Raw genomic sequence first — 15468 nt, 5'->3', positions numbered from 1 at the left:
GTTATCCCCATCATCCCTTGATAAAGAGCATGACCGCTCCGGTGGCCAGAATGTTCACAAGCGCCAGCGGCGCAAGCCACACCCAGCACAGGCGCATGAGCTGGTCGGGCCGAAGCCTCGGCAGCGTGGCGCGAATCCAGATGAGCAGCACCGGCATGATGAAGGCCTTGAGCAGCAGCCACACCACCGGCGGCAGCACCGGCCCGCGCCATCCGCCCAGGAAGAATACGGCCGCCAGGGCCCCCAGGAAGATCATGTTCATGTATTCGCCGAGAAAGAACAGGGCGAAGCGCATGCCGCTGTATTCCATGTGGAACCCGGCCTGGAGCTCGTTTTCGGCCTCGGCTAGGTCGAAGGGGGTGCGCTTGATCTCGGCCAGGGCGCTTATGAGGAAGAGCACGAAGGCCACGGGCTGGTACACGATGAAGGGCATGTCCGCCTGGGCGTCCACGATGTCCACGAGGCTCATGGACCCGGCCATCATGACGATGGGCACCAGCGTGAGCCCGAGCGGCAGCTCGTAGCTGATCATCTGGCCGACACCCCGCACGGCTCCGAGCACGCTGTACTTGCTGTTGGAGGCCCAGCCGCCGAGCGCCAGGGAGTAGACGCCAACCGACGACAGGGCCAGCACGAAGAGCACCCCCACGTCCAGGTCGGAGATGACCATGGGCACCTTCTGGCCCATGACGGTGATGTCGGTGCCGAAGGGCACCACGGCGAAGGCCAGGAGCGTGGCCGCGGGCAGCACGGCGGGCACGATCATGAACAGGAAGCGGTCCGCCCCGGCCGGGATGAGGTCTTCCTTGAGGAGCATCTTGGCCCCGTCGGCCAGGGGCTGCAAAAGCCCGAAGGGACCCACGCGGTTGGGGCCGAAGCGCTGCTGGAAGCGCCCCAAGAGCTTTCGTTCCAGGAGCACCAGGTAGGCGGCGATGGCCAGCACCACCACCAGCACCAGGGCCAGCTTCACCAACAGCAGGGCCAGTCCCGTCAGCCAGAGGGTCATGGCAGTTCCTCCTCGGGGCCGGCGGGGTGCTTTCGCAGAAGCTCGAGCTGCACGGTGTAGCCGCTGGCCACGGCGTGGCGCCAGCCGCTGTCGTGCCGCCGTGGCAGAACCACGGTGGAACGGGCCATGTTGTCCACCATGCGCAGGTAGCAGTTGACCGGCCCGGTGCCGCAGGAGAGCAGCACGAAGTCCTCCTCGCGCAGCTCGATGGTGTTGGCGTCCAGGGTGTGCAGCACCACCTGGGGCGTGGGGGCCAGGCTTTTCAGGATGGTTCCGTAGCTGGAGAGCTCTTCCGTTCCGAAGGCCTGCTCGGTGATGATGAGGTCGGCGGCCAGGTCGGGCGGGATGGGCGAGGGCCTGGCGTCAAGGGACGCTCCGGGGGCAACGTCCGGCAACACCAGCGCGCCGTCGTGGGGCCACCTCTCGGGAGCGAGTCCGGCCAGGGCGGGCGAGGCGTCGGCCACGGCCCGCCAGGGATGGAATCCCGCATCGAAGCTGCATCCCAGGGCGTCGGCCAGCCCGGCCAGCAAATCCCATCCGGGCAGGGGCTGCGATCCGGGCACGCCCTTGGCGTAGGTCCTGGGCGGGTGTCCGTTTTTCAGGGTCAGGGCCATGGGCGTACCGCCAGCGAAGGCCGGGCTTGCGTACTGCACGCGCCCTTCCTGGTTGATGAAGCTGCCGCCGGACTCGAACACCGTTTCGCAGGGCAAAAATACGTGCGACTGCCAGCGCGTGGCCGAGGGTAGGAAGTCCACGCACAGGAGCAGGTCGATTTTGTGGATGGCCGCCTGGATGCGGGCGTGGTCGGCGAAGCGGGCCACGGGGTCGGACTCCATGCAGATGAGCGCCTTGATGCGCCCGTCGTCGATGCCCGCGAGCACGTCGTCGAAGCTGGTGGCCGTGTCCGGGTTCATGAGCGCCGCGCCGTGGGCGTTGGCCCCGGCCAGCACCGGGAAGAATCCGGCCCGGCCCCGGCGCTTGGCCAGGAGCTTCGCCCCCGCCGCGGCCAGGGCCGGGGTGGAGAGCCGGACGATGTCCGAGCCGCACACGATGACCGGGAAGGCGCTTTCGGCCAGTCTCGCCGCGAACTCCTCCCAGCCGGGAGGGGCGGCGTTTTCGGGCATATCCGGCGAAAGCGCCGCCAGGAACCCGGCGTCCTCGGGGGTGGCCTCCGGAAAGGCCCGGCGCAGGATCGCCCCGAGGGCGGCCTCCATATCGTGCCTGCGGGCGGGGAAGTGCGTAAAGTCGAGCGGCATCTCCACGGGCCTGGGGTCGATCACGGCCACGGCCGCGCCCTTGCGGGCGGCCTGGCGGATGGCCAGGGCCAGCATGGGGGCTTCGGAGAGCGGTCCGGCCCCCACCACCAGGATGCAATCCGACGTGGGGATGGCGTTCATGGACACGTGCAGGTCGCGCCCGAGCCCGGCCACGGCGGCGAGCATGTTCAGCTTGCGGTGGCTGCCCGAGGTGAACTCGGGGGCGGTCCACCCGGCTTTCTGGGCCAGCATCTTGAGCGCCGCCTGGCTCTCGAGCGATTGGCGCGCCGAGCCCAGGCAGGCCACGGAGCCCGGCCCGTGCTCGGCCACGATGGCCTTCAGGCGCTTGGCGGCCTCGGACATGGCGGCCTGCATGGAGACGTCCTGTCCGTCCACCTGGGCCGAGCGCGGCCTGTCGGCCAGGTTGGCGTATTCGTAGCCGTGGCGGCCCCGGTCGCACAGGAAATGCCCGTTGACCTCGGGGTTGTGCCGGGCCTCGATCTTGATGATGGAGCGGTAACGGGCCGAGGCGGTGGTGTTGCAGCCCAGGCTGCAGCTCAGGCACACCGAGGGGCTTCGCTCCAGGTCCCAGTGGCGGGCTTTGTGGCGCGAGGGCTTGTCGGTGAACACCCCCGTGGGGCAGACCTCCACCAGATTCCCCGCGAAGGGGCTCTCCAGGGGGCCCTCGGCGTAGCGGCCGTAGGCCACGTCCCCGGCGATGCGCACGGGGCCGAAGTCGCGGCCGCCCGCGAACTCCTGGTAGTAGCGCGCGCAGCGGTAGCAGTGGATGCAGCGGTTCATCTCCTGGATGACCAGCGGCCCCAGCTCCTGGTTGCGGTAGGTGCGCTTTTTGCCCTTGAATTCCCGGATGCCGTGTCCGCAGGAGATGGTGGTGTCCTGGAGCAGGCAGTGCCCGCCCTCGTCGCACACCGGGCAGTCGTGGGGGTGGTGCAGCATGAGCAGCTCCGCGATGTGCCTGCGGAACTCCAGGGCCTCGGGGTGTCCGGTGTCCACCACCATCCTGTTCTTGGCCGTGACCATGCAGCTCATCTGCAGGCCCTTCACGGGGCCGTCGGTGAACATCACCGCGCACATGCGGCAGGAGCCCGCGGGCCCGAGCGCCGGATGGAAGCAGAAGCGCGGGATCATGATCCCCACCTGCTCGGCCGCTTCGAGGACCGTGGTGCCCTCAGGCACGGAGACGGAAAGTCCGTCGATGATCAGATCGGGCATGAGACGATCCGCCTCGGTTTGGGCCTGGGCCGCGCGCCTGGGCAACTGCCCTCGGGCGCTCCGGGCCAGGTGGTGATGACGGCGTAGCGGTCGCCTTGCCAGGGCAGGGCCGGCTGCGAGCCGAACGGGCACTCCTTGCCCTCGATGTGGGCCATGACCTCGTCCATGAAATAGTCCAGCAGGCCGAGTACCGGCGCGGCCGCCCCGGGGGCGAAGGCGCAGTTGGCGTAATCCATGTGCTGAGCGGTGCGCCGAAGGGCCGCCACGTCCTCCGCGGTGCCCGTGCCGTTCTCGATGCGCGTGAGCAGATCCAGCACCAGCGGCAGGCCGTCGCGGCAGGGGGTGCACCAGCCGCAGGACTCTCGGGCGAAATAGTGCGACATGTTGAGCGTGGCCGCCACCAGGCACGTGTCCTGGTCGAAGACGATCACCGCGCCGGTGCCCAGGCGGAATCCGTTGTCGCGCAAGGTCTGGAAGTCCAGCGGAAGGTCCAGGTACTTCTCGGACATGAACGTGGTGGAGGTGCCGCCGGGCAGCGCGGCCTTGAACTTCTTGCCCGGAAGCATCCCCCCGGCGTGGGTGAAGACGATCTCGCGCAGGGTGGTGCCCGAGGGCAGCTCGAAGCAGTCGGGGTTGGCCACCATGCCGCTCACGGCGTAGAGCTTGGCCCCGTCTCCGCCGGGGGTGGCGGAGAGGTCCTTGAACCACTGCGCGCCGTTTCGGATGATGCCGGGGACGCTGGCCAGGGTTTCCACGTTGTTGACGATTGTGGGCTTGTCCCACAGGCCGCGCACGGCGGAACGGTAGCCGGTCTCGATGGGATTGGGGCGCACGCCCATGACCGCGCGCTGCTGGGCTCCGGATTCGCCGCAGATGTAGCGGCCGCCGCTTCGGTGCACGATGATGTCGAAGCTGAAGTCCGTGCCCAGGATGTTCTTGCCCAGAAGATTGGCCGCGCGCGCCTCCTCGATCTCGATGGTCATGAGTTCCGCTTCGAGCTCGTAGGAGGGGCGGATGAAGATCACGCCCTTGTCCCCGCCGATGGCGTAGGCGGCCAGGGCCATGCCTTCGATGATGAGGTGCGGGTCGGCGTTGATGATGATGCGGTCCTTGAAGGTGCCGGGCTCCATTTCGTCGGCGTTGCACAGGATGTAGCGCGGGTGCGGGCTGTCCAGGGACACGCCGCCCCACTTGCGCCCGGCAGGGAAACCCGCGCCGCCGCGCCCGCGCAGGCCGGAGTCCAGCACTTCCTTGATGACCTCTGCCGGGGCCATGGAGGTCACGGCCTTGGTCAGTCCCTCGTAGCCGCCGTTGGCGCGGTATTCGTCCAGGTGGACGTGGCGGCGCTTGCCGCGGTTCCTGAAGAGTACGAGTTCAGACATGGCCTACCTGCACACCACGATCTCCTCGCCGTGTTCGCGCAGCCGGGCGAGGATCTCGTCGATCTTTTCGTTGGTGAGTCTGCCGTAGTACTTGCCGTTGACCAGCATGCCGGGCGCGTTCTGGCAGTCGCCGATGCAGGCCGTGGGCAGGATGGAGAACATGCCGTCGGGCGTGGTCTGGCCCACTTCGATGCCGAGAACGTCCTGCAGGTGGCGGAACACGCCGTCCACCCGGTGCATCCAGCAGACCACGCCGTCGCACACGTGGATGACGTAGCGGCCTACCGGTTCGCGGTAGAGAAAGTCGTAGAAGGTGGCCAGCCCGTCCACTTCCAGGGGGCTCATGCCCAGGCGCTTGGCCGCCTCTTCGATGGCCTCGTCGCACAGGTAGCCGTAGTGGTTCTGCAGCGCGTAGAGCACGTCCACGGCCATCTCCCTGGGCTGGTCCGTGTGGGCCACCATGTCGCGCAGAGTTTGCTCCAGTTCCTCGGGCAGCATGCGGGCGCGTCTCCTTACCTGTCGATGTCCGGCAGAATGTAGTCGATGGAAGCCACGGTGGCGACCAGGTCCGGGATGGTGTGTCCCGGCACGTAGTGCCTGAGGGCCTGCACGTTGGCGTATCCCGGCGAGCGGATGTGCAGCCGGTAGGGGCAAGTGAGCCCGTCGCTGACCACGTAGTAGCCCTGCTCCCCGCGCGGCGATTCGGTGGCGTGGTAAGCCTCGCCCCGGGGCAAGGTGGGCCCGCGCGACGAATTCACGAAGTGGTGGATCAGGCTCTCGATGTCCTTGAGCGCATCCTTCTTGTCGGGCAGCACGTAGCGGTAGTCGTCGGTCATGATGCGCCCCGGGGGCATGTCCCGGGCGGCCTGCTCGATGATGCGAAGGCTCTGGCGCATCTCTTCCATGCGCACCACATAGCGGGCGTAGCAGTCGCCGGTGTGGGCGGTGGGCACCTCGAAATCGAAGGCCGGATAGGCCCCGTAGGGGATCTTCTTGCGCAGGTCCCAGGCCGGGCCGCAGGCGCGCAGGTTGGGGCCGGTGATGCCCCACTGCACGGCGTCCTCGGCCGACACCGGGGTCACGCCCTTGGTGCGGGCGGTGAAGATGGGATTCTTGCTGAAGAGCGCCTCGTACTCCTTGATGCGCGAGGGGAATATCTTCACGAACCGGTCCACCTGGTCGCGCCAGCCGTCGGGCAGGTCCTGGGGCACGCCGCCGATGCGCAGCCACGAGGGATGCAGCCGCCCGCCGGTGACGGTCTCGATGAAGTCCAGCACCATCTCGCGCTCGCGGAAGGTGTAGAACACCGCGCTCATCATGCCCAGGTCCTGCACGAAGGTGCCGAACCAGAGCAGGTGGTTCGACAGGCGGAAGAACTCGCAGAGCATCACCCGGATGTACTCGGCCCTGTCGGGCACCTTGATCCCGGCCAGCTTCTCCACCGCCGTGACGTAGGAGAGGTTGTTGGCCAGCCCCGCCAGGTAGTCCACGCGGTCGGTGTATGGGATGAACTGGTGCCAGGACTGGTGCTCGGCGATCTTCTCCACGCCCCGGTGGTGGTAGCCGATCTCGATGTCCATGTCCCTTATGGTCTCGCCGTGCAGGGCCAGCACGTAGCGCATGACGCCGTGGGTGCCATAGTGGTGCGGCCCGAAGTTGAGGAACATCTCCTCTTCGCCGGCTGCGCGCCCCAGCAGTTCGGTGGCGTCCACGGGCTCCAGGGAGGGCAGGTCCTCCCGGGTGAAGGGGGCCATTTCCGTGGAGCGGCGCGGATGGGACTTGCGCAGCGGATGCCCGGGCCAGTTGGGCGGCAGGATCAGCGGCTTCAGGGGCGCGCGCCCGGTGAAGCCGATGCCGAACATGTCGCGCACCTCGCGCTCGTACCAGTCCGCCGTGGGCCAGACGTCGGTGACGCTGGCGGCGTCCGGCGCCTCTCCCTCGAGGGGCACCTTGATGCGAAGCCGCGACGCCTTGCGGAAATTGAGCAGGGTGTAGACCAGGTGGTAGTCAGGGTAGCCCTGCTTGGCCTGCCGGGCGGACTCGTCGATGGCGGTCAGGTCTTCCAGGCGGGGGTAGGGCGAGGCCGGTCGGGTCTTCAGGTAGGCCAGCACGTCGTGGGCCGTCTCGGGGGCCACGCGCAGGGTGAGCATGTCCGAGACGGGCTCCAGGCTCTCGACGCCTTCGCCGAAGCGTTCGGAGAGTTCATCGGCCAGTGACCGGTCCGGCCCGGAAACCTCAATGCGCGCGGCGGGCGGCGTCCACATGAGCCGGGAGCGGCTGCCTGAGAAACCGGGCGGCGTGGCCGAGGTTCCCCGCACGGCCGTGCCCGTAAAGCCGGGGCCGCGCGTGTCCATGGCCTTGGTGACGCCTTCGAACAGCTCGCTCGTCCTCCCGCCCTGGACGCCGCCGGAGAGCCCCACGATGGATCGCGACGGGCGCTCCAGCTTCACCTTCTTCTGCAACTCCATCAGGCCGTGCAAGAGGGCCTCGGGCCTGGGAGGGCAGCCGGGCACGTAGATGTCCACGGGCAAAATCTGGTCCACGCCCTGCACCACGGAATAGACGTCGTACATGCCGCCGGTGTTGGAGCACGAGCCCATGGAGATCACCCAGCGGGGCTCGGCCATCTGCTCGTAGAGCCGAAGCACGATGGGAGCCACCTTCTTGAATATCGTGCCCGACACGATGAGCACGTCGGACTGCCTGGGCGATCCCCGGAACACCTCGGAGCCGAAGCGGGCGATGTCGTAGCGGGAGGTGAAGGCCGTGGCCTCCTCCACGAAGCAGCAGGAAAGCCCGAAGAAGAACGGCCAGAGGCTGTTGGCCCGGCACCAGTCCACGGCGAGGTCCACCGCGTTTTGCGGCGCCGAGCCGGGCGCGGTCATCGTCTGCTGGCCATGCCCCATTGGAGCCCTCCCTTGAGCCAGAGATACCAGAGGCTTAAAAGCAGCACGCCGATGAATACGGCGATCCCCATGAAGCTCGCGGCGGTTATGGCGTCGAAGGAAACGGCCCAGGTGTAGATGAAGGCGGTTTCCACATCGAAGATCAGAAAGACCATGGCCACCAGCGAGAACGGGGCCGGATAGCGGAAGGCGGGCTCGTCGGTGGGGATGATCCCGCACTCGTAGGGCCGGTCCTTCTCGGGGCTCCTCCTGGGCGGATTCACCAGCCGGGTCAGCACCAGCAGGGTGGCGATGAGCCCCCCCACCAGCACGGCGAACACGAAGAGGCTTAAGCCCCCCGGCTCCCATGGGGAGAGGGCGGCGGCGATGGATGTGTCCATGGGCGTCATGCGGCGTGTCCTCGTCTGGTGATCGCCCCGCGCCGGGGCTGAAGGTCCGAACGGAGTACGAACATGCCATTCCCATAGTCCATTTCGGACGCCGGAGTAAAGAAAAACTAAAATTCCGAGCCGGTTCCGGCTGTTTATTCCTCCTTAGCGGCTCGCGCGCGCCTGGCCGCAGCGAAACGTACCGCAACAAATGCTGACGTGACAACGAATGTTGCCGTTTCAGGCGGTCCGCGCCTTTTCTTGGTTTTGCGGGTGTCCCCATGGTCGTTGTCAACCGATGTTGCTGTCCGGCGGGTATTCCTGGGGTGGTCTTTAGGATTTATATTACTGATATAATTATACTATTTTTGATCGCGCCCCCTGGCCCGAGCCTTGCTTTAGGGCCTTCGTACGCGGAAATTGGGGACTCCCCAGGGACGCTTGGGGGTTATCGGAAAACCTAGGTTTCAAACCACCAGAGGAGCCGTTAGGACATGAAAAAGCTTGTTATTCTTGGTGCCGGCGCCGGCGGTTGCATAATCGCCAACAAGATGCGCCAGAAGCTGGACGAGAAAGAGTGGAGCATCACCGTCATCGACCGCAACACGGTCAACCACTACCAGCCCGGCTGGCTCTTCGTGCCTTTCGGTATCTATGACATCAAGGACTGCATCCGTCCTCTGTCCGGCTTCATCCCGGCCGGCGTGAACTTCGTCAACGAAGAGATCAGCAACGTCGATCCCGTTGGAAAGGTCGTCACCACCACCAACGGCAAGTACGAGTACGACTGGATCGTCGTGTCCACCGGCTGCCGCATCATGCCCGACGAGATCGAAGGCATGATGGACGGCTGGAAGAAGAACATCCACGATTTCTACACCCCCAACGGCGCGGTGGACCTGGCCCACAAGCTGGCCCGGTTCGAAAAGGGCAAGCTGGTCCTGAACATCGCCGAGATGCCCATCAAGTGCCCCGTCGCGCCCCTGGAGTTCCTGTTCCTGGCCGACTGGTTCTTCATGACCGAAGGCACCCGCCACAACATCGAGATCGAGCTGGTCACCCCGCTCACCGGCGCCTTCACCAAGCCGGTTGCCGCCGCCGCCCTGGGCAAGATCTGCGAAGAGAAGAACATCAAGATCACCCCCAACTTCGAGATCGCGGCCGTCGACGCCGAGCGCGGCGTGATGGAATCCATGAAGGGCGACGAGGTCGAGTACGACCTGCTGGTGGCCATCCCGCCCAACTTCGGTTCCCAGGTGATCATCGACTCCGACATCGGCGATCCCATGGGCTACATGAAGACCCACCACAACACCCTGAAGTCGGTGGATTACGAGAACATGTACATCCTGGGCGACGCCACCAACGTGCCCACTTCCAAGGCCGGTTCCGTGACCCACTTCGAGGCCGACGTGCTGGTGGAAAACCTGCACCGCGACATCGAGGGCCTGGAGCCCCGCCCCGAGTTCGACGGCCACTCCAACTGCTTCATCGTCACCGGCTACGAGAAGGCCGCCCTCATCGACTTCAACTACAAGGTCGAGCCTCTGCCGGGCAAATATCCGTTCCCCGGAATCGGACCCTTCGCCTTGCTGGAAGAGTCCTACATGAACTACTGGGGCAAGATGATGTTCAAATGGGTGTACTTCAACCTCATGCTCAAGGGTAAGGATTTGCCCCTCGAACCCCAGATGTTCATGGCCGGCAAGAAGCGGCCTGGCAAAGGCTTCTAGGAGAAGAGATCATGAGCAAAGAGGATCTCATTCTCGAAAAACTCGGCAAGATAGAGGCCGAACTGGCTGTCATGCGGGAAGCCAGGGAGCCCATGGACGATCTCGTCCGGGATCTCAACCCCATCATGAAGCAAGCTCTCTACGTCATGATCAACGAGCTCAAGGACGTGGAGGACAGCTTCCAGCTGGAAGACCTCATGCCCCTGGTCAAGAAGTTCCTCACCAACGTGAAGAACCTGACCTGGGCCATGGAGGCGCTCGAGACCATCATCGACATGTGGCACACCATGGAGCCGATGATGAAGTCCGCCCTGCACAACACGGTGCGCTACCTGGGCACCCTGGAGCAGAAGGGCGTGTTCCGCACCTACGAGGCGATGCTGGAAGTCCGCGGCAAGATCGCGCAGCATTACGGCCCCGAGGACATCGAGGCCATGGGCGACAGCTTCGTCGTCCTCATCGGCCTGCTCAAGAAGATGAGCGACCCCAAGATGCTCGAACTCCTGGAGAAGCTCACCGACATGCCCGCCAACATCGACCTGGCCAACGCCAAGCCGGTGGGCATGTTCGGCGTGGTGGGCGCTCTGTCCGATTCCGAGGTCAAGAACGGCATCGGCGTGGCCATGGAAATGGTCAAGGCCCTGGGCAAGCTGAAATAACCAATAAAGCGGCCTAGCCGCGAAAACGCGAGGTTACTATGGCCAAGAAGATCCTCATCATCGACGACGATCCCGAGATCATCTCGTACCTCAAGGACGTCTTTGAAGAGGCCGGCTATGAGACCGTGGGCGCCAAGAACGGCGTCGAGGGCCTGGAAATGGCCCAGGTCCACGTCCCCGATCTCATCACCCTGGACATGGACATGCCCGCCCGCGGCGGCACCCTGTTCTACGTCAAGCTCCGCCAGGAACCCCAGCTGGCCGAGATCCCCGTCATCGTGATCAGCGGCGTGGGCCCCCGCCCGCCGGTGCTCACCAAGAACGTCCCCGTGCTGACCAAGCCCGTGGACACCGAGAAGACCCTGAAAATGGTCGCGGAGATGATCGGCGCCTAGTTTCAAGGGCCAAGGCCGGCAGTTTCGCGGCCAGACGATATCGCAAGGCGCGGGTTTCCCACAGGAAGCCCGCGCCTTCGCCGTTTCCTCCCTCCCAGGTCCCCTATTCGAAAGCATGGTTGCCGCTTCTTGCCCCTCGCGGTATGGTCCGTCAGCGTGGGGGGCACGCACCGAAAGGAGTGAGCAATGAGCGAGAAGGTGTTGTTGGTCGACGACGAGGACGCCATCCGGGAGATACTCGGGCTCTCCATCGCCGACCTGGGCTACGAGGTCCAGACGGCGGGCAGCGGCGAGGAGGCCCTGGAAACCCTCGAGCTGTTCTCGCCCACTATCGTCCTCACCGACATCAAGATGCCCGGCATGGACGGCATCGAGCTCCTGAAACGCGTCAAGGCGGAGAATCCGGACATCGAGGTCATCATGATCTCCGGCCACGGGGACATGGACCTGGTCGTCAAAAGCCTCCAGCAGGAGGCCCTGGACTTCATCACCAAGCCCATCCGCGACGAGCTTCTGGTGAGCGCGCTGAGGCGCGCCGCCGACAAGATTTCCATGCGCCGCCAGCTGCGCGAACACACCCTGAACCTGGAGCGCATCGTCAAGGAAAAGTCCGCCCGGCTGGTGGAGCTCGAGCGCCAGCTGGCCGTGGGCCAGGTGGTGGAGGGGCTGTCCTCGGCCATGCGCTGCTTGGTGGAGACCTGCGACGAGGGCATGGGCTACTTCAACGAGCTGCCCTGCTTCATCTCCATCCACAACCGGTACCTCGAGGTGGTGGCCGTCAACCAGCTCTACCGGGACCGCCTGGGCGACAAGACCGGCCAGCAGTCCTGGGAGGTCTACGCCCAGCGCCAGGGCAGCGGCAACGCCTGCCCCGTGGCCATGACCATCGAGCACGGCACGTCCCAGCGCAGCCGCGAAACCCTGATGGACTTGGAGGGCAGGGAGGTGCCGGTCATCGTGCACACCGCGCCCATCATGAGCAAGGAAGGGCAGGTTGAGCTGGTCATCGAGCTCTCCGTGGACGTGACCGAGGTGGGCAGGCTCCAGGAGGAGCTGCGCTCCGCCCGCGAGAAGTACCACCGCCTCTTCGACTCCGCGCCCTGCTACATCGAGGTGGTGGACCGCGACTTCAACATCGTGGAGGCCAACCGCCGCTTCCGGCAGGACTTCGGCGAGATACGCGCCGCCAAATGCCACGACGTCTTCAAGCACCGCGAGGACCCCTGCCAGGAATGCCCCATCATCCAGACCTTCGACGACGGCGAATCCCACCAGTGGGAGACCGTGGTCACCACCAGGGACGGCGCCCAGCGCATCGTGCTCATCCAGACGGCCCCGGTGCACGACGAGCAAGGGAACATCGAGCAGGTGATGGAAATTTCCACCGACATCACCCAGATTCGCGAACTGCAGGATCATCTGGCCTCGCTGGGGCTTATGCTCGGGTCCATGTCCCACGGCGTGAAGGGATTGCTCACGTCGCTGGACGGCGGGGTGTACAAGGTGGAGGCCGGGTTCAAGCGTGACGACCCAGGCCGCCTGCGCGAGGGCTGGGCCATCGTCAAGGACAAGATCGGGCGCATCCGCAAGATGGTGCTGGACATCCTCTATTACGCCAAGTCCCGCGAGGCCGAGACCGCGCCGGTGGATCTGGCGGGCTTCGCCTCGGACCTGGCCGCCATCATCGAGCCCAAGGCGGCCCTGCGCAGGGTGGCGTTCCAGCTCGAGGCCGCTCCCGACCTGGGGTCCATGGATCTGGACGAGACGGCCATGTCCGCCGCCCTGGTGAATTTCCTTGAGAACGCCGTGGACGCATGCGCCGAGGACGACACCCGGCCCGAGCACCATGTCGTGCTCAAAGTGGCGGCCGACGCCCGGAACGTGCGTTTCGAGGTCGCGGACGACGGCATGGGCATGGACCAAGAGACCCGCGAGAAGATGTTCACCCTGTTCTTCTCGTCCAAGGGGTCGCGCGGCACGGGCCTGGGGCTCTTCATCTCCAACCAGGTCATCGAGCGCCACGGCGGGACCATCGACGTGCGTTCCGAGCCCGGAGAGGGCACCTCCATCATCGTCACCGTGCCGAGGACCAGATCCGCATGAATCCGCAACCGGGCCTGGTGCGCGAGTTTCTCGATTCGCTGCGCAACAAGCTGATCCTGAAGATCATCTTTCCCATCGCCTTCATCCTGTTCGCCAGCATCTTCCTGTGGTCCTGGTACCACGTGGAGAACCAGAGGGAGGCCACCATCGAGAGCCTCACCCTGGGCGCGGACCGCGTGGCCAGCACGGTGAAGCTCGGCCTGCACTACGCCATGATGCTCAACTCCCGCGAGGACATCCAGCAGATCGTCGGAAACTACAGCAAACTGAAGGAGATACGCGGGGTTCGCATCATCAACAAGGGCGGCGAGGTGATGTTCGCCAGCGCCGGCGAGCAGCCCCATGTCTTCATCTCCCGCAAGGACCCTCTTTGCCAGGCGTGCCACCAGGGGCTGGTGCCCAAGCTCCAGCCCACGCTCACGGAGGCCATCTACAAGGATTCCGAGGAGCACGGCGAGCGCGTGCTGCGGCTGGTGAGCCCGATCCTCAACGAGCAGGGATGCTCCGACCCCTCCGGCTGCCATTTCCACCGGGCCGAGGACAAGATCCTGGGCGTTCTGGACCTGGCCTTCTCCCTGGCCGACTCGGACACCATCATCAGCGAGAGCAGGCAGCACACGCTCTACCTGGCCTTCGCCCAGTTCGTGATCACCTTCGCCACCCTGGCCGGGCTTTTCTTCGCGCTCATCAAGCGCCCCATCACCCGGATCATCCGCGACGCCCGGCTCATCGCCCAAGGCAAGACGCTGCGGCGCAGAAGCGTGGTGGCCCACGATGAAATAGGGCAGCTGGCCGAGGCCATCTACCAGATGGGGGCCGACCTGGTGGCCAAGAACGAGCAGCTCTCCCTGCAGAAGAACCTCTACCAGGACCTCTTCGAGGGCGTGCCCTGCATCATCACCGTGCAGGACCGCAACTTCCGGCTGCTGCGCTTCAACAAGACCTTCGAGGAGCGCTTCAACGCCAAGCTGGGGGAGCACTGCTACAAAGCCTACAAGAACCGCGACTCCAAATGCCCGGACTGCCCCGTGGAGAAGACCTTCAAATCCGGCAGGTTCCACACCACGGAGGAGTCCGGCTGCTACCGCGACGGGTCCATGGCCCACTGGATCGTGAACACGGCCCCCATCTACGACGGGCAGGGAAACCTGGTGGCGGCCATGGAGATGTGCCTGGACATCACCGAACGCAAGGAGCTCGAGGGCGAGCTCAAGCGCTCCGAAAAGAAGTACATGGACATCTTCAACAACATCCCCAGCGCGGTGTTCGTGCTGGACCAGGCGGACTTCTCCATCCGCGACTGCAACCGGGGGGCCGTGCACCTCTACGGGTTCGAAAAGAGCGAGCTGGCCAAGATGAGCTTCCTGGACCTTTTCGCGGACGTGGAAAAGGCGGCCTTCGTCAAGGCCATGAAGAAGGGCCAGGACATCGACCAGACCAAGCACATCACCAAGGACGGGCGGGAGTTCTTCGTCTCCATCAACTCTTCGCCCTCGGAATTCAACAAGAACAAGGTCTATCTGGTGACCGTGTCGGACATCTCCAACAGGCTCGAGACCGAACAACAGCTCATCCAGGCCAGCAAGATGGCCACCCTGGGCGAGATGGCCACCGGCGTGGCCCACGAGATCAATCAGCCCCTGTCCGTGATCCAGACCAGCGTGGACCTCATCAAGCGCAGCCTGTCGCGCGGCGAGCCCCCGGCCGAGGCGTTGCTCAAGCGCGTGACCGAGCTGGTGGCCGAGCAGGTGGAGCGGTCCACGAAAATCATCAACCACATGCGCGAGTTTGGGAGAAAATCGGAGATCCACCTGGAGGCGGTGGCCTTAAACGACGTGCTGCGCCGGTCCTTCGACTTCTTCAGCCAGCAGCTCTCGCTGCGAAGCATCGAGGTGGCCTGGGAGCTGGACGAGAAGCTGCCCCTGGTGCGCTGCGAGGCCAACCGCATGGAGCAGGTGTTCATCAATTTCCTGATTAACGCCCGCGACGCCATCGAGGAGCGCGCCGCCAAGACCGGCGACCCCCAGTCGCCCCGGCGCATCGGCATCAAGACCATGCACAACAACGGCTTCGTCAGCGTGCGCATCTCGGACACCGGCACGGGCATCCCCGAAGCCATGATGGCCCGCATCTTCGAGCCCTTCTTCACCACCAAGCAGGTGGGCAAGGGCACTGGGCTTGGGCTCTCCATCAGCTACGGCATCATCAAGGACTACGGCGGGTCCATCAATGTGGTGAACAACGAGGACGGCGGGGCGAGCTTCTTCATCCGTCTGCCCGTGGCGGGGGAGCGGGCCGGAGGCGGGGAGTAGGGGGAGGCTGACGCCTGAATGCCGGCCGGTCAGTGGATATGGCGTTTAAAACCGCTGGAGGCAACAGCATGAGCGCCGTATGGCCGCCTGACGGTCGTGCTGCGCATGCGGGCAT

General features: G+C 65.2%; 11 protein-coding genes. 5 read left to right on the top strand and 6 right to left on the bottom strand.

Annotation, left to right across the window (positions count from 1 at the left end):
- Nucleotides 1-10: 10 nt before the first annotated feature.
- From nuoH to ML540_RS12140, 6 genes are read right to left on the bottom strand one after another with little or no spacing between them, the layout of a single operon-like run.
- Nucleotides 11-1006, bottom strand: a complete 996-nt coding sequence (gene nuoH / locus ML540_RS12165) for an NADH-quinone oxidoreductase subunit NuoH (protein WP_243361424.1) — start codon at nucleotides 1004-1006, stop codon at nucleotides 11-13.
- Entirely contained in the window at nucleotides 1003-3495 is a 2493-nt protein-coding gene (gene nuoG / locus ML540_RS12160; RefSeq protein ID WP_243361421.1) for an NADH-quinone oxidoreductase subunit NuoG, read from the bottom strand. The genes nuoH and nuoG overlap by 4 nt, the downstream gene beginning before the upstream one ends.
- Nucleotides 3483-4877: a complex I 51 kDa subunit family protein gene (locus ML540_RS12155; protein ID WP_243361420.1), complete on the bottom strand. Its 1395-nt coding sequence runs from the start codon at nucleotides 4875-4877 to the stop codon at nucleotides 3483-3485. The genes nuoG and ML540_RS12155 overlap by 13 nt, the downstream gene beginning before the upstream one ends.
- Before the next feature lie 3 nt (nucleotides 4878-4880).
- Nucleotides 4881-5375 carry an NADH-quinone oxidoreductase subunit NuoE gene (gene nuoE, locus ML540_RS12150; protein WP_243361417.1) on the bottom strand — a complete coding sequence of 165 codons (495 nt, stop codon included), beginning with the start codon at nucleotides 5373-5375 and terminating at the stop codon, nucleotides 4881-4883.
- 14 nt (nucleotides 5376-5389) lie between these two features.
- The gene (locus ML540_RS12145; RefSeq protein ID WP_341482656.1) at nucleotides 5390-7783 is read right to left on the bottom strand and encodes an NADH-quinone oxidoreductase subunit B/C/D; all 2394 of its coding nucleotides are present in this window, start codon (nucleotides 7781-7783) and stop codon (nucleotides 5390-5392) included.
- Complete coding sequence (locus ML540_RS12140) at nucleotides 7759-8172, bottom strand: NADH-quinone oxidoreductase subunit A (RefSeq protein WP_243361415.1); 414 nt, start codon at nucleotides 8170-8172, stop codon at nucleotides 7759-7761. The genes ML540_RS12145 and ML540_RS12140 overlap by 25 nt, the downstream gene beginning before the upstream one ends.
- Nucleotides 8173-8645: 473 nt before the next feature.
- Here ML540_RS12140 and sqr point away from each other — a divergent pair, with 473 nt between their 5' ends.
- From sqr to ML540_RS12115, 5 genes are all read left to right on the top strand, one after another.
- Nucleotides 8646-9884: a type III sulfide quinone reductase, selenoprotein subtype gene (gene sqr / locus ML540_RS12135; RefSeq protein ID WP_243361412.1), complete on the top strand. Its 1239-nt coding sequence runs from the start codon at nucleotides 8646-8648 to the stop codon at nucleotides 9882-9884.
- A gap of 11 nt (nucleotides 9885-9895) precedes the next feature.
- Complete coding sequence (locus tag ML540_RS12130) at nucleotides 9896-10543, top strand: helical membrane plugin domain-containing protein (RefSeq protein WP_243361411.1); 648 nt, start codon at nucleotides 9896-9898, stop codon at nucleotides 10541-10543.
- Nucleotides 10544-10581: 38 nt separating this feature from the next.
- The gene (locus ML540_RS12125; protein ID WP_243361409.1) at nucleotides 10582-10938 is read left to right on the top strand and encodes a response regulator; all 357 of its coding nucleotides are present in this window, start codon (nucleotides 10582-10584) and stop codon (nucleotides 10936-10938) included.
- Between the two features lie 186 nt (nucleotides 10939-11124).
- Nucleotides 11125-13041 (top strand): hybrid sensor histidine kinase/response regulator, encoded by a 1917-nt coding sequence (locus tag ML540_RS12120; protein ID WP_243361406.1) that lies wholly within the window; start codon nucleotides 11125-11127, stop codon nucleotides 13039-13041.
- On the top strand, nucleotides 13038-15353 hold the full coding sequence (locus ML540_RS12115) for a PAS domain S-box protein (protein ID WP_243361404.1): 2316 nt from the start codon (nucleotides 13038-13040) through the stop codon (nucleotides 15351-15353). The genes ML540_RS12120 and ML540_RS12115 overlap by 4 nt, the downstream gene beginning before the upstream one ends.
- Nucleotides 15354-15468: the final 115 nt, after the last annotated feature.

The sequence above is a fragment of the Fundidesulfovibrio terrae genome (assembly GCF_022808915.1).
Taxonomy (GTDB): domain Bacteria; phylum Desulfobacterota; class Desulfovibrionia; order Desulfovibrionales; family Desulfovibrionaceae; genus Fundidesulfovibrio; species Fundidesulfovibrio terrae.
The sequence above is the reverse complement of the archived record's forward strand: the minus strand, read 5'-3'. Positions and strand labels throughout refer to the sequence as shown.

Coding starts and splice junctions, on each gene's coding strand:
- ML540_RS12145 (WP_341482656.1), bottom strand. CDS start 7,783: ATGGGGCATGGCCAGCAGACGATGACCGCGCCCGGCTCGGCGCCGCAA.
- ML540_RS12115 (WP_243361404.1), top strand. CDS start 13,038: ATGAATCCGCAACCGGGCCTGGTGCGCGAGTTTCTCGATTCGCTGCGC.
- nuoG (WP_243361421.1), bottom strand. CDS start 3,495: ATGCCCGATCTGATCATCGACGGACTTTCCGTCTCCGTGCCTGAGGGC.
- nuoH (WP_243361424.1), bottom strand. CDS start 1,006: ATGACCCTCTGGCTGACGGGACTGGCCCTGCTGTTGGTGAAGCTGGCC.
- ML540_RS12155 (WP_243361420.1), bottom strand. CDS start 4,877: ATGTCTGAACTCGTACTCTTCAGGAACCGCGGCAAGCGCCGCCACGTC.
- ML540_RS12120 (WP_243361406.1), top strand. CDS start 11,125: ATGAGCGAGAAGGTGTTGTTGGTCGACGACGAGGACGCCATCCGGGAG.
- ML540_RS12130 (WP_243361411.1), top strand. CDS start 9,896: ATGAGCAAAGAGGATCTCATTCTCGAAAAACTCGGCAAGATAGAGGCC.
- sqr (WP_243361412.1), top strand. CDS start 8,646: ATGAAAAAGCTTGTTATTCTTGGTGCCGGCGCCGGCGGTTGCATAATC.
- ML540_RS12125 (WP_243361409.1), top strand. CDS start 10,582: ATGGCCAAGAAGATCCTCATCATCGACGACGATCCCGAGATCATCTCG.
- nuoE (WP_243361417.1), bottom strand. CDS start 5,375: ATGCTGCCCGAGGAACTGGAGCAAACTCTGCGCGACATGGTGGCCCAC.
- ML540_RS12140 (WP_243361415.1), bottom strand. CDS start 8,172: ATGACGCCCATGGACACATCCATCGCCGCCGCCCTCTCCCCATGGGAG.